21 protein-coding genes are annotated in these 22,247 nt (G+C 57.7%); 5 read left to right on the plus strand and 16 right to left on the minus strand.

Annotated elements, in window-relative coordinates:
• Positions 1 to 48 precede the first annotated feature (48 nt).
• Positions 49 to 2,310 carry a 5-methyltetrahydropteroyltriglutamate--homocysteine S-methyltransferase gene (gene metE / locus ACMGG5_RS04950; protein WP_420277575.1) on the minus strand — a complete coding sequence of 754 codons (2,262 nt, stop codon included), beginning with the start codon at positions 2,308 to 2,310 and terminating at the stop codon, positions 49 to 51.
• Between the two features lie 115 nt (positions 2,311 to 2,425).
• On the opposite strand from metE, the gene metR reads away from it, so the two are divergent.
• The gene (metR, locus tag ACMGG5_RS04955; RefSeq protein ID WP_024907993.1) at positions 2,426 to 3,379 is read left to right on the plus strand and encodes an HTH-type transcriptional regulator MetR; all 954 of its coding nucleotides are present in this window, start codon (positions 2,426 to 2,428) and stop codon (positions 3,377 to 3,379) included.
• Here metR and ACMGG5_RS04960 read toward each other — a convergent pair.
• The 3 genes from ACMGG5_RS04960 to pldB all read right to left on the minus strand — a co-directional run bounded on the left by ACMGG5_RS04960 (position 3,267) and on the right by pldB (position 6,073).
• Positions 3,267 to 4,166 (minus strand): carboxylate/amino acid/amine transporter, encoded by a 900-nt coding sequence (locus ACMGG5_RS04960; protein WP_032646069.1) that lies wholly within the window; start codon positions 4,164 to 4,166, stop codon positions 3,267 to 3,269. The genes metR and ACMGG5_RS04960 overlap by 113 nt on opposite strands.
• Positions 4,167 to 4,248: 82 nt before the next feature.
• Positions 4,249 to 5,049 (minus strand): sugar/pyridoxal phosphate phosphatase YigL, encoded by an 801-nt coding sequence (gene yigL / locus ACMGG5_RS04965; protein ID WP_024907991.1) that lies wholly within the window; start codon positions 5,047 to 5,049, stop codon positions 4,249 to 4,251.
• Between the two features lie 31 nt (positions 5,050 to 5,080).
• A complete protein-coding gene (gene pldB / locus ACMGG5_RS04970; protein ID WP_024907990.1) occupies positions 5,081 to 6,073 on the minus strand; it encodes a lysophospholipase L2 in 993 nt (330 codons plus the stop codon).
• A gap of 109 nt (positions 6,074 to 6,182) precedes the next feature.
• On the opposite strand from pldB, the gene rhtB reads away from it, so the two are divergent.
• Positions 6,183 to 6,803, plus strand: a complete 621-nt coding sequence (rhtB, locus tag ACMGG5_RS04975; RefSeq protein WP_420277576.1) for a homoserine/homoserine lactone efflux protein — start codon at positions 6,183 to 6,185, stop codon at positions 6,801 to 6,803.
• On the opposite strand, the gene rhtC is transcribed toward rhtB, so the two are convergent.
• The 3 genes from rhtC to pldA form a co-directional block, all read right to left on the minus strand.
• A complete protein-coding gene (gene rhtC, locus ACMGG5_RS04980; protein WP_024907989.1) occupies positions 6,800 to 7,420 on the minus strand; it encodes a threonine export protein RhtC in 621 nt (206 codons plus the stop codon). The two genes, rhtB and rhtC, sit on opposite strands and share 4 nt — an antisense overlap.
• A 61-nt stretch (positions 7,421 to 7,481) precedes the next feature.
• Positions 7,482 to 9,311, minus strand: coding sequence for an ATP-dependent DNA helicase RecQ (gene recQ, locus ACMGG5_RS04985; RefSeq protein ID WP_032644788.1), 1,830 nt, complete (start codon positions 9,309 to 9,311; stop codon positions 7,482 to 7,484).
• A 90-nt stretch (positions 9,312 to 9,401) separates the two neighbouring features.
• Positions 9,402 to 10,271 carry a phospholipase A gene (gene pldA / locus ACMGG5_RS04990; protein WP_024907987.1) on the minus strand — a complete coding sequence of 290 codons (870 nt, stop codon included), beginning with the start codon at positions 10,269 to 10,271 and terminating at the stop codon, positions 9,402 to 9,404.
• Positions 10,272 to 10,434: 163 nt separating this feature from the next.
• On the opposite strand from pldA, the gene yigI reads away from it, so the two are divergent.
• Positions 10,435 to 10,902, plus strand: a complete 468-nt coding sequence (gene yigI / locus ACMGG5_RS04995; protein WP_420277577.1) for an acyl-CoA thioesterase YigI — start codon at positions 10,435 to 10,437, stop codon at positions 10,900 to 10,902.
• Positions 10,903 to 10,953: 51 nt separating this feature from the next.
• Positions 10,954 to 11,850, plus strand: a complete 897-nt coding sequence (gene rarD / locus ACMGG5_RS05000) for an EamA family transporter RarD (RefSeq protein ID WP_090420933.1) — start codon at positions 10,954 to 10,956, stop codon at positions 11,848 to 11,850.
• Positions 11,851 to 11,933: 83 nt separating this feature from the next.
• Here the strand turns inward: rarD and corA are convergent, their stop codons facing one another.
• The 8 genes from corA to lptM all read right to left on the minus strand — a co-directional run bounded on the left by corA (position 11,934) and on the right by lptM (position 18,862).
• Positions 11,934 to 12,884 carry a magnesium/cobalt transporter CorA gene (corA, locus tag ACMGG5_RS05005; RefSeq protein ID WP_008501540.1) on the minus strand — a complete coding sequence of 317 codons (951 nt, stop codon included), beginning with the start codon at positions 12,882 to 12,884 and terminating at the stop codon, positions 11,934 to 11,936.
• 150 nt (positions 12,885 to 13,034) lie between these two features.
• Positions 13,035 to 13,091, minus strand: a complete 57-nt coding sequence (ysgD, locus tag ACMGG5_RS05010) for a YsgD/CorL family protein (RefSeq protein ID WP_212743980.1) — start codon at positions 13,089 to 13,091, stop codon at positions 13,035 to 13,037.
• 149 nt (positions 13,092 to 13,240) lie between these two features.
• Entirely contained in the window at positions 13,241 to 15,403 is a 2,163-nt protein-coding gene (uvrD, locus tag ACMGG5_RS05015) for a DNA helicase II (RefSeq protein WP_032646073.1), read from the minus strand.
• 76 nt (positions 15,404 to 15,479) lie between these two features.
• Entirely contained in the window at positions 15,480 to 16,196 is a 717-nt protein-coding gene (gene yigB, locus ACMGG5_RS05020) for a 5-amino-6-(5-phospho-D-ribitylamino)uracil phosphatase YigB (RefSeq protein WP_157189866.1), read from the minus strand.
• The gene (gene xerC, locus ACMGG5_RS05025) at positions 16,196 to 17,098 is read right to left on the minus strand and encodes a tyrosine recombinase XerC (RefSeq protein ID WP_420277578.1); all 903 of its coding nucleotides are present in this window, start codon (positions 17,096 to 17,098) and stop codon (positions 16,196 to 16,198) included. The genes yigB and xerC overlap by 1 nt, the downstream gene beginning before the upstream one ends.
• Positions 17,095 to 17,802, minus strand: coding sequence for a DUF484 domain-containing protein (locus ACMGG5_RS05030; RefSeq protein WP_032646075.1), 708 nt, complete (start codon positions 17,800 to 17,802; stop codon positions 17,095 to 17,097). The genes xerC and ACMGG5_RS05030 overlap by 4 nt, the downstream gene beginning before the upstream one ends.
• On the minus strand, positions 17,799 to 18,623 hold the full coding sequence (dapF, locus tag ACMGG5_RS05035; protein WP_024907981.1) for a diaminopimelate epimerase: 825 nt from the start codon (positions 18,621 to 18,623) through the stop codon (positions 17,799 to 17,801). Before dapF ends, ACMGG5_RS05030 begins: the two co-directional genes overlap by 4 nt.
• Before the next feature lie 35 nt (positions 18,624 to 18,658).
• Positions 18,659 to 18,862, minus strand: coding sequence for an LPS translocon maturation chaperone LptM (gene lptM / locus ACMGG5_RS05040; RefSeq protein ID WP_024907980.1), 204 nt, complete (start codon positions 18,860 to 18,862; stop codon positions 18,659 to 18,661).
• 135 nt (positions 18,863 to 18,997) lie between these two features.
• On the opposite strand from lptM, the gene cyaY reads away from it, so the two are divergent.
• Entirely contained in the window at positions 18,998 to 19,318 is a 321-nt protein-coding gene (gene cyaY, locus ACMGG5_RS05045; protein WP_048989629.1) for an iron donor protein CyaY, read from the plus strand.
• Positions 19,319 to 19,409: 91 nt separating this feature from the next.
• On the opposite strand, the gene cyaA is transcribed toward cyaY, so the two are convergent.
• A complete protein-coding gene (gene cyaA, locus ACMGG5_RS05050; protein ID WP_023309629.1) occupies positions 19,410 to 21,953 on the minus strand; it encodes a class I adenylate cyclase in 2,544 nt (847 codons plus the stop codon).
• Between the last annotated feature and the right edge of the window lie 294 nt (positions 21,954 to 22,247).

The raw sequence follows: 22,247 nt of genomic DNA on the forward strand, positions 1-22,247 counted from the left end.
GAATGCGCATTTCAGGCCGGGCAGACGCCCGGCCATCGCGCGTCACAATTATGCCTGACGCAAGTTCTGTGCTGCCTTCACCATGTTCGCCAGCGCCGCACGCGTCTCCGGCCAGCCGCGGGTTTTCAGGCCGCAGTCCGGATTCACCCACAGGCGCTCAGCCGGAATGCGCTGGGCCGCTTTTTTCAGCAGGACTTCAATCCACTCCACGCTCGGCACGTTCGGGGAGTGAATGTCATACACGCCCGGCCCGATTTCGTTCGGGTACTCGAACTCTTCGAACGACTCCAGCAGCTCCATGTCAGAGCGCGACGTCTCAATGGTGATCACGTCGGCGTCCAGCGCGGCAATCGAATCCATGATGTCGTTAAATTCGCAGTAACACATGTGGGTGTGGATCTGGGTGTCGTCCTTCGCCACCGCGGCGTTGATGCGGAACGCTTCCACACCCCACTGCAGGTAGGCATCCCAGTCGCTGCGGCGCAGCGGCAGACCTTCGCGCAGGGCCGGTTCGTCAATCTGAATAATGCCAATGCCTGCGGCTTCCAGATCCGCCACTTCATCACGCAGTGCCAGGGCAATCTGTTTGGCGATGGTTTCACGGGTCACGTCTTCACGCGGGAAGGACCAGCAAAGAATGGTCACCGGACCGGTGAGCATGCCTTTTACCGGCTTGTCCGTGAGGGACTGCGCGTATTTCGCCCACTCCACGGTGATCGCTTCCGGGCGGCTGACGTCACCGATAACCACTGGCGGCTTCACGCAGCGGGAGCCATAGCTCTGCACCCAGCCGTTTTGGGTAAACACGAAGCCGTCGAGATGCTCACCGAAGTATTCCACCATGTCGTTACGCTCGGCCTCACCGTGTACCAGCACGTCCAGACCCAGACGTTCCTGCTCGATAATCGCCTGCTTGATGTGTTCGGCGATACCGGTGCGGTAGTGATTCGCATCCAGATTGCCCTTTTTGAAGTCCAGACGCAGGCCACGGATTTCGGTGGTTTGGGGGAAGGAACCGATGGTGGTGGTCGGCCACGCAGGCAGGTTGAAGCGGGCACGCTGCGCTTCAGCGCGGACTTCATACGGGCTCTGACGCTGGCTGTCCTGGGCGGTGATGGCCGCCAGGCGTTTTTCCACCGCCGGGTTGTGCACGCGCGCCGAGTGACGACGCGCCTGGATCGGTGCGCTCCATTCGGCGATCGCCGCCGTGTCGCCGCTGTTCAGCGCATCGCGCAGCAGCGTCAGCTCTTCGCATTTTTGCAGCGCGAAGGCAAACCAGCTTTTCACCTCGGCATCCAGGCGGGTTTCCACGCTCAGATCGATCGGGCTGTGCAGCAGGGAGCAGGACGAAGCCACCCACAGCTCACGTTTGCCGACGATGTCCTTAATCTGCGCGTATTTCCCGGTGAGATCGGCACGCCAGACGTTACGACCGTTAATCAGCCCGGCGGAAAGCAGCCAGTCCACAGGCAGGCGCTTATGCAGCTCCGCCACATCGTCTTTACCGTGTACGAGGTCAACGTGCAGGCCCTGAACCGGCAACGCGGTAATGGTGTTAAGGTTCGGCGTTACGCCTTCGAAATAGGTGGTCAGCAGCAGCTTCACTTGCCCCGCCAGCGCGTCATACGCCGGTTTGAAGGCATCGAGCCAAACCTTGGGCAGTTCGAGCACCAGCGCCGGCTCGTCGATTTGCACCCACTGAATGCCGCGTTTGCCCAGCTCAATCAGCACCTGTTTGTAGACCGGCAGAATGTCCTTCAGCAGGCTGAGTCGGTCAAACTGCTCGCCTTTTACTTTACCCAGCCACAGGTACGTTACCGGCCCGAGCAGAACCGGTTTCACCTGATGGCCCAGCGCCAGCGCTTCGTCCACTTCATCCAGAAGCTGCGTCCAGGTCAGCCTGAACTGCTGACCTTTTACGAACTCCGGCACCATATAGTGATAGTTAGTGTTAAACCATTTAGTCATTTCCGCCGCTGCCGCTGGCTCACCCGTTGGCGCACGGCCACGGCCGATGCGGAACAGGGTATCGATATCTACCGATCCATCTTTGTTCTGATGACGAGCCGGCACGTTGCCAAGCAGCAGGCTGGTCGTCAGAACATGGTCGTACCAGGCGAAATCGCCCACCGGCAGCAGGTCAATGCCCGCCTGTTTTTGCTGATCCCAGTGACGGGCGCGCAGCTCGCGTCCCACCGCCAGCAGTTCTTCACGGGTGGCGTTCCCCGCCCAGTAGCTTTCTTGCGCTTTTTTCAGCTCGCGACGCAGGCCAACGCGAGGGAAACCGAGAGTGTGATTGCGGATTGTCATGGTGTGCCCCTTGTGAAATTCGTTATTTAGACGTCCAGATGTTTACACATCTATAATTGGCAGGTACTGTATATTCCTCAAGCGCAATATGTTCATGGCGAAGTGAAGGACTTTCATGATCGAGATAAAACACCTGAAAACGCTACAAGCGTTGCGGAACTGCGGCTCGCTCGCGGCTGCGGCTGCCACGCTGCACCAGACCCAGTCCGCCCTTTCTCACCAGTTCAGCGATCTGGAACAACGCCTCGGCTTCCGTCTTTTTGTGCGTAAGAGCCAGCCCCTGCGCTTTACGCCGCAAGGTGAGATACTGTTGCAGCTGGCGAATCAGGTCCTGCCGCAAATCGCCAGCGCGCTGCAGGCGTGTAACGAACCACAGCAGACCACGCTGCGTATCGCCATTGAGTGCCACAGCTGTATTCAGTGGCTGACCCCCGCGCTTGAGAACTTCCGCCAGAAGTGGCCGCAGGTGGAGATGGACTTCAAATCCGGCGTGACGTTCGACCCGCAGCCGTCGCTGCAGCAGGGCGAGCTGGATCTGGTGATGACGTCCGACATTCTGCCGCGCAGCGGCCTGCACTATTCGCCGATGTTTGATTATGAAGTACGCCTGGTACTGGCACCGGATCATCCGCTGGCGGCGAAAACGCGCATCACGCCGGAAGACCTGGCGACGGAAACGCTGCTGATTTACCCGGTTCAGCGCAGTCGTCTGGATATCTGGCGCCACTTCCTGCAGCCCGCGGGCATCAGTCCGCAGCTGAAAAGCGTGGATAACACCCTGCTGTTGATTCAGATGGTGGCGGCCAGAATGGGTATCGCGGCGCTGCCGCACTGGGTGGTAGAGAGCTTTGAACGCCAGGGTCTGGTGGTGACCAAAACCCTGGGTGAAGGACTGTGGAGTCGACTGTACGCCGCCGTGCGCGATGGCGAGCAGCGTCAGCCGATTACGGAGGCGTTTATTCGCTCAGCGCGGAACCACGCGTGCGACCATCTTCCGTTTGTGCGGAGCGCGGAGCGACCCAGCGGCGATGGACCCACAGCGAAGCCAGGATCACCGCTCCCCCAATAAGGAAGCTCGGCCAGTGCGGCTGTTGCTGCCAGATGGCGAGGTTGACCAACAACCCAGCCGGGACATGCACATTGTTCATGATCCCCAGCGTACCGGCGTCGACCTGCGTCGCGCCGTAGTTCCACATGAAGTACCCCAACCCGGAAGCCACGACGCCCAGCCAGATCAGCACGCCCCACTGCACGGCGGTGGTCGGCAGCTTGTGCGGGTTACCGAGCATAAACCACGCCGCCACTGCGACAATCGCGGCGCCCATATAAAACCAGGCGAACGCGTTATGCTGCGGCATCGGGCGGGTTTCCATCAGGCGCTTATAGCCCACCATGCCGATGGCGAAACTGATATTGGCGAGCTGGACGAACATCAGTCCGGTCCAGAAGTGATCGCTCACTTTGTCGTAGCGAATAATCGCCGCGCCAATCACCGCCAGCGCCGCGCTAAGCAGGTATCCCCAGCGCAGGCGGCGTTTACTCAGCAGATCGTATATCAGCGTGATGTAGAGCGGCGTCAGCACGGTAAAGAGCAGGAATTCCGAGACGGACAGATAGACGTAAGCCCGGAAGCTAAACAGGTACATGATGCCGAGCTGCATCGCCCCCACCAGCATATACAGCACAATCGTTTTCAGCGATTGCCCGCGCGTACGCAGAAACGGCAGGAACACCAGCGCCGCCAGCCCCACGCGCATCAGCACCGAGAAGTAGCTGTCGACCGAACCGGCAAGGTATTCGCCAATCAGGCTAAAGGAGAAGGCCCACAGGATAGTGGTGATAATGAGTAGCGCCACAATGCTTGTCTCTCAGAAAGAAGGAGAGGCATTGTAGCGAACTCTTTAGTTGACATCTGAGCAACAAACAACCAAATGAAGATTATTCAAGGAACAGTTTGCGCAGGTATTTCGGTACCGCATTGTCTGCGTTGGTGCCGATCACTTCCAGCTCCGGGTGCAAATCTTTCAGACGCTGGTGCGCATTCTCCATAATGCAGCCCTTGCCTGCCATCGACAGCATTTCGGCATCGTTCATGCCGTCACCAAAGGCGATACAGTCTTTCAGCTCGAAGCCCAGACGTTTCGCGACGGCTTCCAGCGCGTGGCCTTTGGAGACGCCACCCGCCATCACTTCCAGACAGGTCAGGGTTGAGAAGCTCACATTGACGCGATCGCCCCAGCGGGCGTTGATTGCCTGCTCCAGCGGGAGCAGTTCTTCATGGCTGTCGCAGGTGAAGAACACCTTACTGATCCCCTCCGGCTCAAGAAGGCCCGGCTCGTACAGGGAGTAGTTAAATACCGCTTCTTTGAAGAAACGCATTTCATCCGGGCGGTGGCGGTTCATGAACCAGTCGTCGTCACGATAAACGTTGGTGACGATAGCCGGATTATTGTGCACCACGCCAAACAGATCGGCGGCAATATCGCGATCCAGGTTGTGGGTGAAGATCAGGTTGCCGTCGGTATCATGCACGCGCGCACCGTTGGAGGTGATCATGTACGATTTGATCTCAAGATTATCGCGGATCTGCCCCACGTCGACGTGGTGGCGGCCGGTGGCAAACACAAAGTTCACGCCCCGTGCCGTCAGCAGCTTTAGGGTCTCTTTCGCGTAAGGCGACAGGGTGTGGTCAGGGGAAAGCAGCGTGCCATCTAAATCAGATGCAACAACCTGGTACATAGGGATTTCAACCTCTGGTGGAAAACAATAATCAATTATGCCTGTTGAAAAATTCAACAATGGCGTTGAGCGCGACTGAGCGCATAGCGTCCTTTTCAAAAAGGATCTCATGGTACGCGCCGTTAATGACCAGCGGTTTTCCCCCTTCACAAGGGTGACCGGCGGCCGCGCGCAGTTCACAATAGCGGTCATGCATGCGGTTATCCACCACACGCTCTTCTTCCGCCTGAATCAGGAGTGTTGGTGTATCGTCATTGCCGACACCCGCCAGAACCTGCTCACCGGCAAGGATACCTTCCCGCACCCAGTGGTAGGTCGGGCCCCCCACGCGCAGGCGCGGTTCATCGGCATAAAAACGCAGGTTACGACGATACCGCTGGCGACTGTGGGTCAGAACGTTCATCGCAAACGGCAGTGCCCGCCAGCGTCCCGTCCCGATGGCATAGCCTTCCCGAATGCGCTGATGGCCCTCAGCCCAGTCAAGAATATGACGCACCATCCAGTCAGGAAAACGCATGACGATGCCATACATCGGCGCGGTGAGCGCAATGGCGTCGCACTGGTGAGCGTGGCGCTGTAAAAACAGCGTTGAAATCGCACCGCCCATCGAGTGCGCCAGAATATAGCGCTTCCGCCAGGGGCCGGGCTCGACCTCCTGCTGCCAGAACGCGGCAAGATCGTCGACGTAATCGCTGAAGTTATCCACGTGGCCGCGATGCGTATCCGATAGCAGGCGGCCAGAAAGCCCCTGCCCGCGGTGATCAATAATCAACACATCGAAGCCCAGATGGAACAGGTCATAGGCCAGTTCGGCGTATTTGATATAGCTCTCGATACGCCCGGGGCAGACCACGATGACCCGGTCATTTTTCTTATCGTGAAAACGCACAAAGCGTACCGGTATATCACCGACGCCCGTAAACTCATCTTCCTCACGCTGGCGCCAGAAATCGGTCAGCGGCCCCATGGAGAAAGCAGCAAATGCGTTTTCTCGTGTTTCCCAGTCCTTTTTCTGCTGAAACATCGGGTTTCTACTCACCTAAGCCAAGGAATATCGTTTTTTCGTAACCGGTCACAAAATGACTCAACAATAGCGTATTGTGGCATAAAAACAGACGATTCGGGAGTTTCAAATGACCTTCGAGTGGTGGTTCGCTTACCTGCTGACATCCATCATCCTTAGCCTTTCACCGGGCTCGGGCGCCATTAACACCATGACCACCTCCATCAACCACGGCTATCGCGGTGCGGCAGCGTCAATTGCCGGTTTGCAGACCGGGCTGGGCATTCATATCGTGCTGGTTGGGATTGGTCTGGGGACTCTGTTCTCCCGCTCGGTACTGGCCTTTGAGGTGCTGAAATGGGCCGGGGCGGCGTATCTGATTTGGCTCGGCATCCAGCAGTGGCGCGCGGCAGGCTCCATCAACCTGAACACGCTCGCGCAGACGCAAAACCGCGGTCATCTGTTTAAGCGTGCGGTGTTAGTCAACCTGACCAACCCGAAGAGCATCGTGTTCCTCGCCGCGCTGTTCCCGCAGTTTATCGTGCCGCATCAGCCCCAGGTGATGCAGTACGTGGTGCTGGGCGCGACCACCATTATTGTCGATATCATCGTGATGATTGGTTACGCGACGCTGGCGCAGCGGATTGCGGCGTGGATTAAAGGGCCTAAGCAGATGAAGGCCCTGAATAAAGTCTTTGGCTCGCTGTTTATGCTGGTTGGCGCGCTGCTTGCGTCAGCGCGTCATGCTTAGCGAGAAATGATGAGATGAATGCCGAAGCCGGCGAACAGCGCGCCGGCGAAGCCATCAATCCACTTCGCGATACGCTGGTAGCCGCGGCGCATCGCCGGTAAGGCGAACAGGCTGGCCACAATGGTAAACCAGGCAAAGGTTTCAACAACGATCAGCAGGAAGATGCCCCAGCGTGCGCCCGCACCGACGCTATCGCCGACAAACAGCGAGAACACGGAGCCGAAATAGATAATCGCTTTTGGGTTCGCCAGATTGGTCAGCAGCCCTTTTACAAAGCTGCGGCCGCCCGTTGCCAGCTCCACCTTTGGCTCTTCCGGTTTTTTCTGCTCTTTCTTCAGCGCCCCGCGCAGCATCTGGTAGCCCATCCAGCACAGGTACAGCCCGCCGCCGACCATAATGATGTTATGCAGCCAGGCCATTTTCGCCAGAATCAGGTTCAGACCGAGCAGCGCAACGGCCGCCCAGACCATAACGCCCATGGTGATACCGAGCACGCCCATCATCGCCTCTTTGCGGGAGCGACTGACGGCCGTTTGCGACACGAAGAAAAAGTCCGGTCCCGGGCTCATCAGCGCAACGATGTGCACTAACGCCACGGTGAGAAATAGCATCAACATAATTAACTCGCGGGGAAATAATTCAGTGAGTCATCATCCTGGCACTTTTTCGCCCGGCTGACTACTCCTCATCATCACCATCGGCGTGAGAGCGGATGAGCGCCATAAACTCTTTACCAAAGCGCTCCAGCTTGCGCGTCCCCACGCCGTTGACGCTGAGCATCTCGCTGGCGCTGAGCGGCATCTGCTCGGCCATCTCGATGAGCGTCGCGTCGTTGAACACCACGTAAGGCGGGATGTTCTCTTCATCGGCGATGGCTTTACGCAGCTTGCGCAGTTTGGCAAACAGCTTGCGGTCGTAGTTGCCGCCGTAGGATTTCTGCATCACCCGCGGCTTGAGGGCGACCACGCGCGGCACGGCGAGCTTCAGTTCAACGTCACCGCGCAATACCGGACGCGCCGCTTCGGTCAGCTGTAGCGCGGAGTGCTGGGCAATGTTCTGTGTGGCAAAGCCGAGGTGGATCAGCTGACGAATAATGCTGACCCAGTGCTCGTGGCTCTGGTCCTTGCCAATACCGTAGACAGGCAGCTTGTCGTGGCCCATATCGCGGATACGCTGGTTGTTGGCACCGCGCAGCACTTCCACCACGTAGCCCATCCCGAAGCGCTGGTTCACGCGGTAAATGGTCGAGAGCGCCTTACGCGCGTCCATCAGACCATCGTACTGTTTCGGCGGATCCAGGCAGATATCGCAGTTGCCGCAAGGCTCCTGGCGCCCTTCACCAAAGTAGTTGAGCAGCACCAGACGGCGGCAGGTTTGCGCTTCAGCAAACGCGCCCATCGCGTTGAGCTTGTGGCGCTCAATATCCTGGAGCTGCCCCTGCGGTTTCTCTTCCAGACAGCGGCGCAGCCACGCCATATCGGCCGGATCGTAAAACAGCATCGCTTCCGCAGGCAGACCGTCACGTCCGGCGCGACCGGTTTCCTGATAGTAGGATTCGATATTGCGCGGGATGTCGAAGTGCACCACAAAGCGCACGTTCGGCTTGTTAATCCCCATCCCGAACGCCACCGTCGCAACCACGATTTGCAGGTCGTCGCGCTGGAATTTCTCCTGCACGTCGGCGCGGATGTGGTTCTCTAACCCGGCGTGATACGCGGCGGCACTAAAGCCGCGGTTTTGCAGACGCGCGGCGGTGTCTTCCACCTTCGCACGGCTGTTGCAGTAAATGATGCCGGACTTGCCGCGCTGCTCCTGGACGTAGCGCAGGAGCTGATCCAGCGGCTTGAACTTTTCCATCAGCATATAGCGGATGTTAGGGCGGTCGAAGCTGCTGACCTGAATATACGGGTCGTTCAGCCCCAGCAGGCGAACGATATCCAGCCGCGTGGTGTCATCCGCCGTGGCGGTGAGCGCCATAAACGGCAGCTCGGGGAAGCGCTGACGCAGCTGGCCGAGGGCAGCGTATTCCGGGCGGAAATCGTGTCCCCACTGGGAGATACAGTGCGCTTCATCTACCGCCAACAGCACCGGGTTCCAGTGCGCGAGATGGTCGAGGAAGTTATCCAGCATCAGGCGTTCCGGGGCGATATACAGCAGGCGAATCTGCCCGGTGCGGCACCCGGCCATCACCTCTTGCTGCTGCTCCCGGGTTTGCGTGGAGTTAAGACAGGCGGCCGCGACGCCGTTGGCGAGCAGTTGGTCAACCTGGTCTTTCATTAGCGAAATGAGCGGGGATACCACGACCGTCAGGCCGTTAAGCACCAGCGCGGGCACCTGATAACAGAGGGATTTACCGCCGCCGGTCGGCATCACCACCAGGCAGTCACGGCCTTCCAGCACCGTTTCAATGATGGTTTCCTGGCCAGGGCGGAACTGCTGGTAGCCAAAGGTTTCATGCAAAACCTGTTTAGCCAGCGACTCCTGATTCAATACTTCCGCCTGCGCCACGTTAACCCCATATGCCTGAAATGAAACAGGCGCTATTTTCAGCGCCTGAGAGAGAAACTTCAACGTTTAACGCAAAAACATTCGAGCAGCCTAGAGAATATCGTTCAGCATCACGCCCACGCCGATGCGGGTCTGGTTGAAGTTGTAATCGATAAGCGACTCGCCGTAACCGCTGTACACCTGAGTATAGATGCGGACATGCTTCGTCATTGGGTAGCTTAAGCCCACTTCCGCACCACCGTAGCCGGTGTTCCAGTTGTACTGACCTTTGGCGCTGAGCACGGCATCACCTAGCTGGTAGCCGACCTTGAGCTGGTAATAGCCCATATATTTGGTGATATCCGGGTTGTCATCGGTTTCGCCCACCACATACCACGGCTTCACTTCCACCATCCAGTTACCGTTCTGCGCCATCAGACGCGTATAGGCACGGTTCCAGCTGCGCGAGGTGGGATCGGAACGTCCGTTAGAATCATGGTTAAAGCCCACTTCGACATCGCGCAACGTCCAGCCCGCAAACTCATAATCCGTTGCAAAACCGAGGAACAGCTGCGGCTCATAGTTGGTTTCACGGAACGGCGAGGATTCTCCGCTGTTAGAGAGCTGCCACCAGGATTTCTGGGTGTAAGACGCTCCGAGCACCGAGTTCGGCCCCAGAATGCCGCGCCAGAACGGGAATGCCAGGCTGAGCTGGAACTTCACCTCATCTTTACGCGCATTATCAGACCAGTTATAGGAGCTTATCGCCTCTTTGTTGAGATCGCTGGTCTGGGTGTAAATCACGTAGTTGGTGTCATACGGATAGAGCGTGAACGGATTGTCATGTTCCTGAAGAAGGTTCGCGATAATGCTACCGTGAACGGCAGGTTTATCATGCACCTCTTTGATCGTCGCTTCCTGCGCATATGCTGTGAAGGGCAGCGCAACCGCCGCCAGTAACCAGGCCAGATACGTCCGCATCGGTGGTGTTCTCCTGCAAAAGAGTAAAATTACCTGAATAGTTATGTGGCGGACATTCTACAGACTTCTGCGACAACTGCTGCATCCTCGTTTCTGAAAGTGGCATTCCTTGTTGCTGCGGCATAAAATCAACATTTCGTTAACAATAAGGATGTGATGCCTCATGTCAGCCATGCTTACCGCCGAAGAAGTGTTAAAACTCGTGGGCGAGATTTTTGTTTACCATATGCCGTTTAACCGCGCGCTGGGACTGGAGCTGGAGCGTTACGAGAAAGACTTTGCCCAACTGAGCTTCAACAACCAGCCGATGATGGTGGGTAACTGGGCGCAAAGTATTTTGCACGGCGGTGTGATTGCCTCCGCGCTGGACGTGGCGGCAGGTTTGGTCTGCGTGGGCAGTACGCTGACCCGCCATGACACCATCAGCGAAGACGAACTTCGCCAGCGTCTGGCGCGAATGGGTACTATCGACTTACGCGTCGACTATCTTCGCCCGGGACGCGGAAATCGCTTTACCTGTACCAGCAGCCTGCTGCGCGCGGGGAATAAAGTCGCCGTGGCGCGCGTTGAGTTACACAACGAAGAACAGGTGTATATCGCCAGCGCAACCGCCACTTATATGGTGGGTTGAGGCGGCAAAATCGGGTAAAATTAATTCACTTTTTTGTAACGGATTTTCCCGATGGATGCTAAACAGACGCGGCAGGGCGTTTTACTCGCCCTTGCCGCTTATTTTATTTGGGGTATCGCCCCGGCGTATTTCAAGCTTATCGCCTACGTTCCGGCTGACGAGATCCTGACTCATCGCGTTATCTGGTCATTCTTCTTTATGATCGCGCTGATGAGCCTCAGCCGTCAGTGGTCGGGCGTCAAAACGCTGTTTAAAACCCCTAAAAAGGTCTTCCTGCTGGCGCTCTCAGCGGTGCTGATTGGCGGTAACTGGCTGCTGTTTATCTGGGCGGTGAATAACCATCACATGCTCGAAGCGAGCCTGGGGTACTTCATTAACCCGCTGGTAAACATCGTGCTGGGGATGATTTTTCTTGGCGAACGCTTCCGCCGGATGCAGTGGTTAGCGGTCCTTCTGGCCTTCTGCGGCGTACTGGTACAGCTGTGGACCTTCGGCTCGCTGCCGATTATCGCCCTCGGTCTGGCGTTCAGCTTTGCCTTCTACGGCCTGGTACGCAAGAAGATTGCGGTGGAAGCGCAGACGGGGATGCTGTTTGAAACCCTCTGGCTGCTGCCGGTGGCGGCGATTTATCTCTTCGGCATCGCCGACAGCCCAACCAGCCACATGGGCAGCAACCCGTGGTCGCTGAACCTGATGCTGATGGCGGCGGGCGTGGTGACTACCATTCCTCTGCTGTGCTTCACCGGTGCCGCGACGCGTCTGCGTCTCTCCACGCTGGGCTTCTTCCAGTACATTGGCCCGACGCTGATGTTCCTGCTGGCAGTGGTGTTTTACGGAGAGGTACCGGGGGCGGATAAGATGGTGACGTTCGCCTTTATCTGGGTGGCGCTGGCGATCTTTGTTGCGGATGCGATTTATACCCAACGCAGAATGCGTAAAGGGCTGTGATGTTGCCCTCACCCTAACCCTCTCCCACAGGGAGAGGGAATTCGATCGTAGGGCGGGTAAGCGCAGCGCCACCCGCCAGTTTTTTACAGCCAGTTCCGGCGTTTGAAATAGAGATACGGCGCCAGCCCCGCGAGGATCATAAAGATAATCGCCCCCGGGTAACCAAAGCTCCACTTCAGCTCCGGCATAAACTCGAAGTTCATCCCGTAGCTGGATGCCACCAGCGTCGGCGGCAGGAACACCACGGAAACCACCGAGAAGATCTTGATGATGCGGTTCTGCTCGATGTTGATAAAGCCCATCGCCGCCTGCATCAGGAAGTTGACCTTCTGGAACAGGGATTCGTTGTGCGGCAGCAGGGATTCGATATCTCGTAAGATCTCACGCGCCTGCTCCAGCTGACCGCCCGGCAGACGCGCCTTGCGCACCAGGAAGTTCAGCGCGCGCTGGGTATCCATCAGACACAAGCGCACCTTCCAGCCGATATCTTCCAGCTCCGCCAGCGTGGAGAGCGCTTCGTCGTACTCATCGCCCTGATGGCCTTCCATGATCACGCGGCTCAGCTTTTCCAGATCGCTGTAGATGTTTTCAATTTCGTCCGCCAGCTGTTCAATTTTGGTCTCGAACAGATCGAGCAGCAGTTCGTACGCGTTGCCGTCTACCATCGCCTGGCTGCGGGCGCGCATGCGGTAGAGACGGAATGCCGGCAGCTCACGTTCGCGCAGGGTAAACAAACGGCCGTCGCGTATGGTAAACGCCACGGTGGAGTTACCCGCGTGGTCTTCCGCATCTTCAAAGAAGAAGAAGGAGTGAATGTGCAGACCGTCTTCGTCTTCAAAAAAACGCGCGGATGCTTCGATGTCTTCCAGTTCCGGGCGGGTTGCCAGGCTTTGCCCCAGCTCAGATTGTACGCGAAGGCGCTCATCGTCGTCCGGCTCGACCAGATCCACCCATACGGCATCAATGAGGGGCTGTGACTCTTCGGCTTCAAGCCGAGTCAGTCGGTTATTTTCGAGTTGAAATGCGCTCAACATGACCGGGACTCCCAATGCAAAAAATATCGGACAGTTCGGTGGGCACACAGAAACAAATTGGGTTTCAGACCATTAAACAGCCTGACTCAGCGCGACGGGAATAGAGCAGTCGCTGACAACCACTAAGGCCATCAGCAAGAGGAGATAGCCTTAGGAGTTGTTCCTGGATGACAGGGAATTGAGCCAGTATCTACTGGGTGTGTCCAAGGCGAATGTCCTCTTAGCGTAATCGTGCGCGCATGTTACGCCAGCTATAACTGTGGCGTCAACACGCAACGGAACGCTGAAGGGCATTAATTGACCTTCACTGTATAAGGCTAGCAGATTATTGCAAAATAATGATATTTTTCTGAATGTTAGACTGTTTCCAGCTTCGCGTAGGCCGCCACCAGCCATTTGATCCCCTGCCCCTGGAACGCCACCTGCAGGCGGCTATGCTCGCCGCTGCCTTCCAGATTCACAATGGTACCTTCGCCAAACTTCGAATGGCGCACGCGCTGGCCCAGCTTGTAGCCGGTGTCGGTTTCCGCAATCGGCGAACCCATGCGCTGATGGCTGACCGGACGGCTGATGCTCGCCCGCAGACGCACCTCTTCCACGCACTCCTCCGGCAGTTCGCCGATAAAGCGCGACGGACGGTGATAGACCTCTTTACCGTACAGACGTCGGGTTTCGGCGTAGGTCAGCGTCAGCTTTTGCATCGCGCGCGTCACGCCCACGTAGGCCAGACGACGCTCCTCTTCCAGACGACCGCCTTCATCCAGCGACATCTGGCTCGGGAACATCCCCTCTTCCATCCCGACGATAAATACCTGCGGGAACTCCAGGCCTTTGGCGGAGTGCAGGGTCATCAGCTGAACCGCATCCTGCCAGGTGTCCGCCTGCCCTTCGCCCGCTTCCAGCGCGGCGTGTGAGAGGAACGCCTGCAGCGGCATCAGGTCTTCGTCTTCTTCGTTGTAGCTGAACTGGCGCGTTGCCGTGACCAGTTCCTCTAAGTTCTCAATACGGGTCTGGCCCTTCTCGCCTTTTTCCTGCTCGTACATGGTGCGCAGGCCGGAGTCTTTAATCACCCGGTCGGTCTGCACGTGCAGCGGCATGTCGGCGGTTTCCTGCGCCAGGGCGTCAATCAGCTCAAGGAAGCGCTGTAGAGCGCTGGCCGCGCGTCCGGCGAGGGCTTTTTCCTGCAGCAGCTCGCGGCACGCCTGCCACAGTGTCAGCTGGCGGTCGCGCGAGGCCTGACGCACCACGTCCAGCGTACGGTCGCCAATCCCGCGGGTTGGTGTGTTCACCACGCGTTCAAACGCCGCATCGTCGTTACGGTTGGCAATCAGACGCAGATACGAGAGCGCATCTTTGATTTCCTGACGTTCGAAGAAGCGCATGCCGCCGTAAATGCGGTAGGGCATGCTCACCTGCAGCAACGCCTCTTCCAGCACGCGCGACTGGGCGTTGCTGCGGTAAAGAATGGCGCACTGCTCCAGTGCGCCGCCGTTGTCCTGCCAGGTTTTGATGCGGTTGACCACGAAGCGCGCTTCGTCGAGTTCGTTAAACGCGCAGTAAATCGAAATCGGTTCGCCATCGACGCCGTCGGTCCACAGCTTTTTACCCAGACGCCCGTTGTTGTTCTCAATCAGGGCGTTGGCCGCGCTCAGAATGTTGCTGGTTGAGCGGTAGTTCTGCTCCAGACGGATAGTTTCCGCGCCGGGAAAATCGTTGAGGAAGCGCTGGATGTTCTCCACCTGCGCCCCGCGCCAGCCGTAGATCGACTGGTCGTCATCGCCCACGATCATTACCTTGCCGGTATCACCGGCCAGCAGGCGGATCCACGCGTACTGGATGTTGTTGGTATCCTGGAATTCGTCCACCAGGATATTGGTGAAGCGTTCACGGTAGTGCTGCAGGATGTGCGGCTTGTTGAGCCACAGCTCGTGGGCGCGCAGCAGCAGCTCGGCGAAATCCACCAGGCCAGCGCGATCGCACGCTTCCTGATAGGCCTTGTAGACGTTCTGCCAGGTCTGCTCGACCGGGTTGCCGAAGCTCTGAATGTGGTGCGGGCGCAGCCCTTCGTCTTTCTGGCCGTTGATGTACCACATCGCCTGACGCGGCGGCCACTGCTTCTCGTCGAGGTTCATCGCCTTGATCAGGCGCTTCAGCAGACGGAGCTGGTCTTCGCTGTCGAGGATCTGGAAATCCTGCGGCAGGTTGGCGTCCATGTGGTGCGCACGCAGCAGGCGGTGCGCCAGGCCGTGGAAGGTACCGACCCACATGCCGCCCTGGCTGGTGCCCATCAGCTGCGCGATGCGGTGTCGCATCTCCGCCGCCGCCTTGTTGGTAAACGTCACCGCCATGATGGAGTACGGCGAGCAGTTCTCCACGCTCTGCAGCCAGGCGATACGGTGAACCAGCACGCGCGTCTTACCACTGCCCGCCCCAGCCAGCACCAGCAGGTTGGTGCGCGAGGCGGCAACCGCGTCACGCTGTTTGTCATTAAGGCTGTCGAGCAGGTAAGAAACGTCCATTGGCACCGTCACGTCATGTCGGGCAGGCGAATAGCATTCGCCAAAACCCTGTTAATTTATACAGAACAATTGATGATTATATCAGCGTCGTGAGGGATGCCAACCGCGAAATTTCCACGTGCGGCAGAAGACGGCTATCGGAGGCATTCATCAGGTCAGCGTTTTCCGGCTTGATCCAGCAGGCCTGCATGCCGCAGCGGATAGCGCCAGCCACGTCCGTGGTCAGGTCATCCCCCACGTGCAGGATCTCACCCAGCGGCAGGTTAAGCTTATCTGCGGCCAGATGGTACATGTCACTGAACGGCTTCGCGCGCCCGTGAGGGCCCGCACGCAGCACGAACTCAAAGTAATCGCTCAGGCCAAACAGCTCCGGCTGGGCATTGCCGTTGGTGATGGCCACCAGCGGCCACTTTTCGGCAAGCTTCGCCAGCGTGTCGTGGGTTTCCTGCGGCACGTCGATACGGCTGCGCCATTTGGCGAAGTTTTCCATGGCCGCTTCCGCCCCAATGGCGGCATCCTGCGCGCTCAGACCCACGTTAAGCATCGCCTGCTCAACCGCGCGACGACGCCATTCGGTCACGTCGTGGTAAATATCCGGCTCGGTCTCCCGCAGGGACTGGCGCAGCTTCTGGAAATCCTTGTTCTGTATCGCCTTCAGCGCGGGATGGTAGTTCTGCACGAACGCCAGCGACTCCTGCTCGGTACGCAGGATCACCTCGCGGTTGTCATAAAGGGTGTCATCAAGGTCAAACGTCAGAGCTGAAATCTGACCGAGTGGGCGGTAAAAACGCATTATTTCCCCCGTTTGGCGCGTGGATGCGCCGCGTCATACACCGAGGCAAGGTGTTGGAAGTCTAAGTGGGTATAGATTTGAGTGGTAGACAGATTTGCGTGCCCGAGGAGCTCCTGCACGCCGCGCAGATCGCCGCTCGACTCAAGCATATGTGTTGCAAAGGAGTGGCGCAGCTTGTGCGGATGCACGTGGCTGTTCAGCCCCTGCTTAATGCCCCACTCCGCAAAGCGCTTTTGCACGTTACGCGCCGAGATCCGCTTGCCGAGTTTCGACAGGAACAGCGCATCTTCGTCGGAGCCAAACAGCCCGCGCAGGTCAAGCCAGTGCTCAATCCAGGAGACCGCATTGCGGCCAATCGGCAGGCGGCGCTCTTTGCTGCCCTTACCCATTACCCACACTTCGCCAGATTCCAGATCGAGATGCGTGAGGTCAAGGTTGACGAGTTCAGACAGACGCAGGCCTGCGCCGTACATCACCTCCAGCATCGCGCGGTCGCGTACGGCAAGCGGATCGTTGAGGTCGATATCCAGCAGGCGGTTTACGTCGTCAACGTCAATATTTTTAGGCAGATGGCGCGGCGCCTTCGGCGTGGCGATGCCCTTTGCCGGGTTGGCTTTTAAACCGCCCTGGCTGACCAGCCAGTCGAAGAAGCTGCGCAGCGCTGAGAGCCTGAGCGCCAGGCTCGCCGGGCTGAGGTTTTTTTTACGGCTACGCACAACAAACCCGCGTACCGTCGCAGCATCACATTGTTGCCAGCTTTTCAGGCCGATCTCGTCGGCGATCTGCATGATGGCATCAAGCTGACGCTGATAGTTAAGCAACGTAATGGGGCTGAGCTGGCGTTCCACGCCCAGATAGCGCAGAAAGCGCGAAACGTCAGTGGCGAGCAGTCCGTCCGTCATACGCGCTCAATCCAGCGCTCCAGCAGCTCGGGCAGCATCAGGGCGATCTCCTGCAGCAGGTGGGTGGCTTGCCCTTGCTCATAGTGATGCGCGTCGCGGCTGGTAAATAAGATGACGCCCAGATCGCCATCGCGCCCCATCAGCGACATCGCCACCGAGCCAATCGCTTTGGCTTCCGGTAACACCACCAGTAGCTCAGGCCCGTTCAGCGGCCCCAGATAGTGGTGCTCATGGCCCAGACGCTGAATGCGCAGCGGTTCAAATGCCTGACGGCTCAGTGCCAGATGGGTAAACCCCGACGGCGCGCCAATGCGCCAGCGGTCAGGGAACAGGCGAATCGTTGCGCCTGCCAGCCCCAGCTCGCGGGCCCAGCGGTGGAAGCGGCTGAGGAACTCGTCAAGGCTGTGGGCCGACGCCAGACGCGCCTGCAGATGCAGCAGACGATAGAACAGGCTTTCGTTGGTGCTGGCCTGCTCCATCAGCAGCGTCATGTTCTCTTCAAGCTGGTTGATATGGTTGCGCGCGCGCGCCATATGCCATTCCACCAGCGACACGGTCCCGCGAACCGGATGCGGCACGCGCATCTCTTCGACAACGCGTGCATTGCGAATAAAAAACTCAGGATTGCGCAGCAGATAATCAACAACAGCTCTGTCGTCCAGTTCCGTCACTGTTTCCTGCAGTTCTTCCCCTGGTTGTTTCATAGATGGATAAACCCGTCATAGACATGTGCCGCCGGGCCAGTCATATACAGTGGATGACCCGGTCCTTTCCAGGCGATATCAAGCCGACCGCCCGGTAATTCCACGCGAACCTCTTCTGCCAGTAACCCCTGAGAGATGCCCACGGCCACCGCCGCACAGGCACCGCTTCCGCAGGCCTGAGTCTCACCCGCGCCGCGCTCGTAAACCCGCAGGCGAATGTGCTCGCGCTTCACCACCTGCATAAAACCGATGTTCGCGCGCTCCGGGAAACGTTCGTGGCTTTCCAGCACCGGGCCGAGCGTTTCGACCGCGGCGGTTTGCACATCATCAACCTGAATCACGCAGTGCGGGTTACCCATTGAGACGACGCCGCACAATACTGTCTGCTCGGCCGCACGCATAATATAGGTCTTTTCCGCTTTGTTTGCGCGAAACGGCACGACGGAGGGCTCGAAGTTAGGCTCGCCCATGTTCACGCGCACCAGTTCATCATCGGTGACGCTGAGCACCATGCGACCATTGGCCGTGCTGACGCGAATATCACGCTTGTTGGTCAGCCCTTTCAGACGGACAAAGCGGGCAAAACAGCGCGCGCCGTTGCCGCACTGGTTAACTTCGCTGCCGTCCGCGTTAAAAATACGGTAGTGGAAATCGAGGTCGGGGTCGTACGGCGGCTCAACCACCAGCAGCTGATCGAACCCCACGCCCAGATGCCGATCCGCCAGGCGACGGATCAGTTCCGGGGAGAAAAACACATTCTGCGTTACCGCGTCGACGACCATAAAATCGTTGCCAAGGCCATGCATTTTAGAGAACTGCATCATTTGCTCCATTGCGCGGGTACAGAACGTTGTCGTCAGAGATTAACCTGAGTCGGGCCACCGTTGTCGCCACGGTCATTAGTATTTGGCGTGGTAGACTCAATGCCGCTGTTAACCGGTTTCGTCGGCGGCGGTGCGGTTTTATCCGCAGGTGGGAAGTACAGTGGTCCCTTCAGTCCGCAGCCAGTCAGGCTAAACAGCGTGATGAGAACGGCAAGCGTTCGGAAAGCGTTTTTCATTATAAAGTTGCCCGTAAGTTCAAATCTGTTTCTATCATCGCAGGAGAAGACACAAAAGCAAGAGTTTGCCGCTTTCCTGCAACGGGAATTATTTAGGGTTATACTGCCGGCATCACGAAAAACAGGAACAAAACCATGAACGACAGTGAATTCCATCGCCTTGCCGACAACCTGTGGATGACCATCGAAGAGCGTATTGACGACTGGGACGGCGACAGCGATATCGATTGTGAAATTAACGGCGGTATTCTGACCCTGAGCTTCGAAAATGGCAGCAAAATTATTATTAACCGCCAGGAGCCGCTTCACCAGGTCTGGCTGGCCGCGAAACAGGGCGGCTATCATTTCGATCTGAAAGACGGGGAATGGGTTTGCGACCGTAGCGGCGTAACGTTCTGGGATCTGCTGGAACAGGCGGCGACCGCGCAGGCGGGTGAGGCGGTGAGTTTCAGGTAGTTTCTGTGCCGGGTGGCGCTAACGCTTACCCGGCCTACGGGTTCGAGCGGTTGTAGGCCGGGTAAGCGTTAGCGCCGCCCGGCGAAAAGACTCAGGAGAAATACTGCTGCAACAGCGGCGCGGTGTCCTGATTGGCAGGCGCGGCAGGCGTTACGGCCTGGGTCCGGAACGGGATCACCTGCGTACGACCGTCGACGTTCACAATCTGGTAGAACTGCGGCAGGTTAAAGTTGATAAAGCTTGAGCCGTAGGTGAAACGGTCATGCGAAGAGGAGTAGAAGCGGCTGACGTCGCGCACCAGCTCCTCTTTACTGCCTTCACAATGGTGATACACCTCGGCGCGGTTGGTCTCATCCAGAATGTAGATGTTGAACCCGGCATCGTCGCCCGACTCTTCAAAGAAGAACTGAATAATCCCTTCGCTGGCAAAGCCGTCCACCACCTGCGGCAGCTTAACGTGGTTGGTTTCCACCTGCACCGACAGACCGTGCAGCTTGTTATGCGAAATCGCGCCGTAGAATTCGATGGCGTTTTCCAGCTTCTGTACCGACACGTTCAGGCGCTCGAAGAACAGGCCCCAGGTCTGACCGGAGACGCGCAGCGCTTTGAAGCGTCCGGTCTCCTGACGGGTGCTGGAGAGACGCAGTTCGATACACTCAGAGACCAGCTGCTGCACGCGGGTACGAATCAACCCACGCAGGTGCTGGCTGTAGCAGAACACTTCCACGCTGTCCGGCGGCGCGGCATCCTGGTGCATCTTGCCGAGAATGGTTTTCAGCGCCTCGATCATCGCCTGCTCGCCGTTGAAGTGCAGGGTACGCACTTCGTTCCACGAGTTACGATAGAGCAGGTCCACACTGCCAACCAGGCAGTTTTGCTGCTCGCCAAAGCTAAAGACGTCCAGCTTGCGGAAGTCAAAATGGACCACCTGATTGCGGAAGGCCGCCGTCGGGTCATATTCCAGGTTGACGATGATCGCCAGATGGCGAATCTCGCACGGGCTGTAGAGCGCTTTCGGCGTTGGGGCAGGCAGACGCAGCGGGAAGTGGTGCGACACATCCGCGACCATCTCCTGCAGCTTAGCGAGATCGACCACCTCGTTGCCTTTGATAAACAGGCGCGTACGCGAGGTCAGCAGGCCGTTAAACCAGGCCCAGGCCACCAGCTTGTTCAGATAGCGGTTATATTCCAGCGGCTGATGGCTGATGATTGAATCCATGCTTGGCGCACGGTTGTACAGATACCACCCGGTGCGGTTCGCGCGGCCCGGCGGCACGTAGATAAAGGTCAGGTTCGGTTCTGACAGGTCAGGCGAAATCTGCGGGTTAACCAGGGTGACTTTGCCCGGCAGCGCTTCAAACGCGGCGTACAGCTTACGGGTCAATACCCCGATGTCCTGCGGGCTGGCGGAAACGCTGAGGTTGTTACGGCGCGCAAAGCGGATCAGATTACGGTAGCTTTGCATCATCGCATCGAGCAGTTCGTTGTGCGCTTCACGCACCTGATCGATTTTCCAGTTGGCCCGGTTGTCGAGCATGGACAAACGCGCTTCGTCCCATCCCCACTCTTTCACTAACTGACTGACCACTTCACGACGCCAGCCCACGCAGGCGCGCTCGCGGCTCAGCTTCTCACAGACTTTGAGATAGAAACATCGACGCACCAGGTCAAGACGCGTGGTGTCATCAATGGCTTTCAGGTATTCGGTCACGCGCTCCAGCATCATGCAGTAGGCGTCCAGCCCGAAGGAGACGATTTCCCCGTCGTGCAAACGCTGCTTGATATCTTTCGCCAGCAGGCGCGGCGTAGGGTATTCCCAGGAATAGGCTTCAAGCAGCAGCGTTTTCAGCACCGCTTTGTACGGTGAGTCGATACTCTTATAGAGCTGCCAGAGGCTTGCGCCGAAATACTCTTCTGCTGACAGGGAACTCAGGCCGCCGAGATCCAGCCATTCGTTTGGCGTCAGTACGCCCTGCGCGTAAAGCGACATGACGTAATCATCGTAATGCTCTTCTTCTTCGCACGGGACCATATTCCACAGAATACGCTTCCCGGCCAGGCGCACAGCAGTACGGTAAAATTCATCCAGCAATAAGATGTGCTGAGTCGAGCCGCAGTCCTCACCACCCAGACTGCCGCTTTCGTTATGGCGGAAACGGTTTTCATCAATCAGGAAGAAGCTCACTTCCACACCGAGCGATGCCGCCCAGCTCTCCAGCAGGCTGCATTTACGTTGCAGCAGCTGACGCTCGTCGTTATCGAGCCAGGACTGATGGCAGACCCAGATGTCCAGGTCCGAAGAACAGCTTTGCCCTACCGATGAGGTGCTCCCCATTGAGTAAACGCCGGTAATCGGCAGTTCACCTTTCGGGGACTCCTGTGGCGGCATGCCGCGGTAGAGTTCCAGCTCGTTCAAATAATGCTGTTGGGTTTCATCAGGCGTGAAAAGGCAAATGCCCTGGGGAACGTTACCATCAAGGTAGCCAGGCATCAGCGGGTGGTGATAGTGCAATAATGTCGGCAGCAGACTGTATACCTGCTGGAAAGCAGGGCCCATAGCAGCAAGCGCGCGATCCACACGCAGTTGATTTATGGCATCCAGTCTCTGTTTCAGAGTCTCAATATAGAGGTACAAGACGTATCGCCTGATGTTTCCGGGTGTCGCAGCTATTCAAAACACGAGTAACAGCGGACCCGCAGTATTTCAAAAAGATAACCGTTGCCCTTTTTCGCCCTTATCATTTTTGGTGGTACCGACGAAAAAATGGTCTAAAACGTGATCAATTTAACACCTTGCCGGTTGACCGTAAAGAAAGATGCGCTACATACAAGTGTAGCACCGTTCTGTACGTGTAAATTCCTGAATACGGCTATGGCTGGCGAATACGCCGCCTTGTCCCTCTCACGCTTCATCAACCGTAAAACTGCC

This window comes from Enterobacter sp. BNK-34, from assembly GCF_048684445.1.
In the GTDB taxonomy this organism is placed as follows: Bacteria; Pseudomonadota; Gammaproteobacteria; order Enterobacterales; family Enterobacteriaceae; genus Enterobacter; species Enterobacter pseudoroggenkampii.

Excerpts from the sequence above, each read along its gene's own strand:
- metE (WP_420277575.1), bottom strand. The coding sequence starts at position 2,310 with ATGACAATCCGCAATCACACTCTCGGTTTCCCTCGCGTTGGCCTGCGT.
- metR (WP_024907993.1), top strand. The coding sequence starts at position 2,426 with ATGATCGAGATAAAACACCTGAAAACGCTACAAGCGTTGCGGAACTGC.
- yigL (WP_024907991.1), bottom strand. The coding sequence starts at position 5,049 with ATGTACCAGGTTGTTGCATCTGATTTAGATGGCACGCTGCTTTCCCCT.
- pldB (WP_024907990.1), bottom strand. The coding sequence starts at position 6,073 with ATGTTTCAGCAGAAAAAGGACTGGGAAACACGAGAAAACGCATTTGCT.
- rhtB (WP_420277576.1), top strand. The coding sequence starts at position 6,183 with ATGACCTTCGAGTGGTGGTTCGCTTACCTGCTGACATCCATCATCCTT.
- rhtC (WP_024907989.1), bottom strand. The coding sequence starts at position 7,420 with ATGTTGATGCTATTTCTCACCGTGGCGTTAGTGCACATCGTTGCGCTG.
- pldA (WP_024907987.1), bottom strand. The coding sequence starts at position 10,271 with ATGCGGACGTATCTGGCCTGGTTACTGGCGGCGGTTGCGCTGCCCTTC.
- yigI (WP_420277577.1), top strand. The coding sequence starts at position 10,435 with ATGTCAGCCATGCTTACCGCCGAAGAAGTGTTAAAACTCGTGGGCGAG.
- rarD (WP_090420933.1), top strand. The coding sequence starts at position 10,954 with ATGGATGCTAAACAGACGCGGCAGGGCGTTTTACTCGCCCTTGCCGCT.
- corA (WP_008501540.1), bottom strand. The coding sequence starts at position 12,884 with ATGTTGAGCGCATTTCAACTCGAAAATAACCGACTGACTCGGCTTGAA.
- uvrD (WP_032646073.1), bottom strand. The coding sequence starts at position 15,403 with ATGGACGTTTCTTACCTGCTCGACAGCCTTAATGACAAACAGCGTGAC.
- yigB (WP_157189866.1), bottom strand. The coding sequence starts at position 16,196 with ATGCGTTTTTACCGCCCACTCGGTCAGATTTCAGCTCTGACGTTTGAC.
- xerC (WP_420277578.1), bottom strand. The coding sequence starts at position 17,098 with ATGACGGACGGACTGCTCGCCACTGACGTTTCGCGCTTTCTGCGCTAT.
- ACMGG5_RS05030 (WP_032646075.1), bottom strand. The coding sequence starts at position 17,802 with ATGAAACAACCAGGGGAAGAACTGCAGGAAACAGTGACGGAACTGGAC.
- dapF (WP_024907981.1), bottom strand. The coding sequence starts at position 18,623 with ATGCAGTTCTCTAAAATGCATGGCCTTGGCAACGATTTTATGGTCGTC.
- lptM (WP_024907980.1), bottom strand. The coding sequence starts at position 18,862 with ATGAAAAACGCTTTCCGAACGCTTGCCGTTCTCATCACGCTGTTTAGC.
- cyaY (WP_048989629.1), top strand. The coding sequence starts at position 18,998 with ATGAACGACAGTGAATTCCATCGCCTTGCCGACAACCTGTGGATGACC.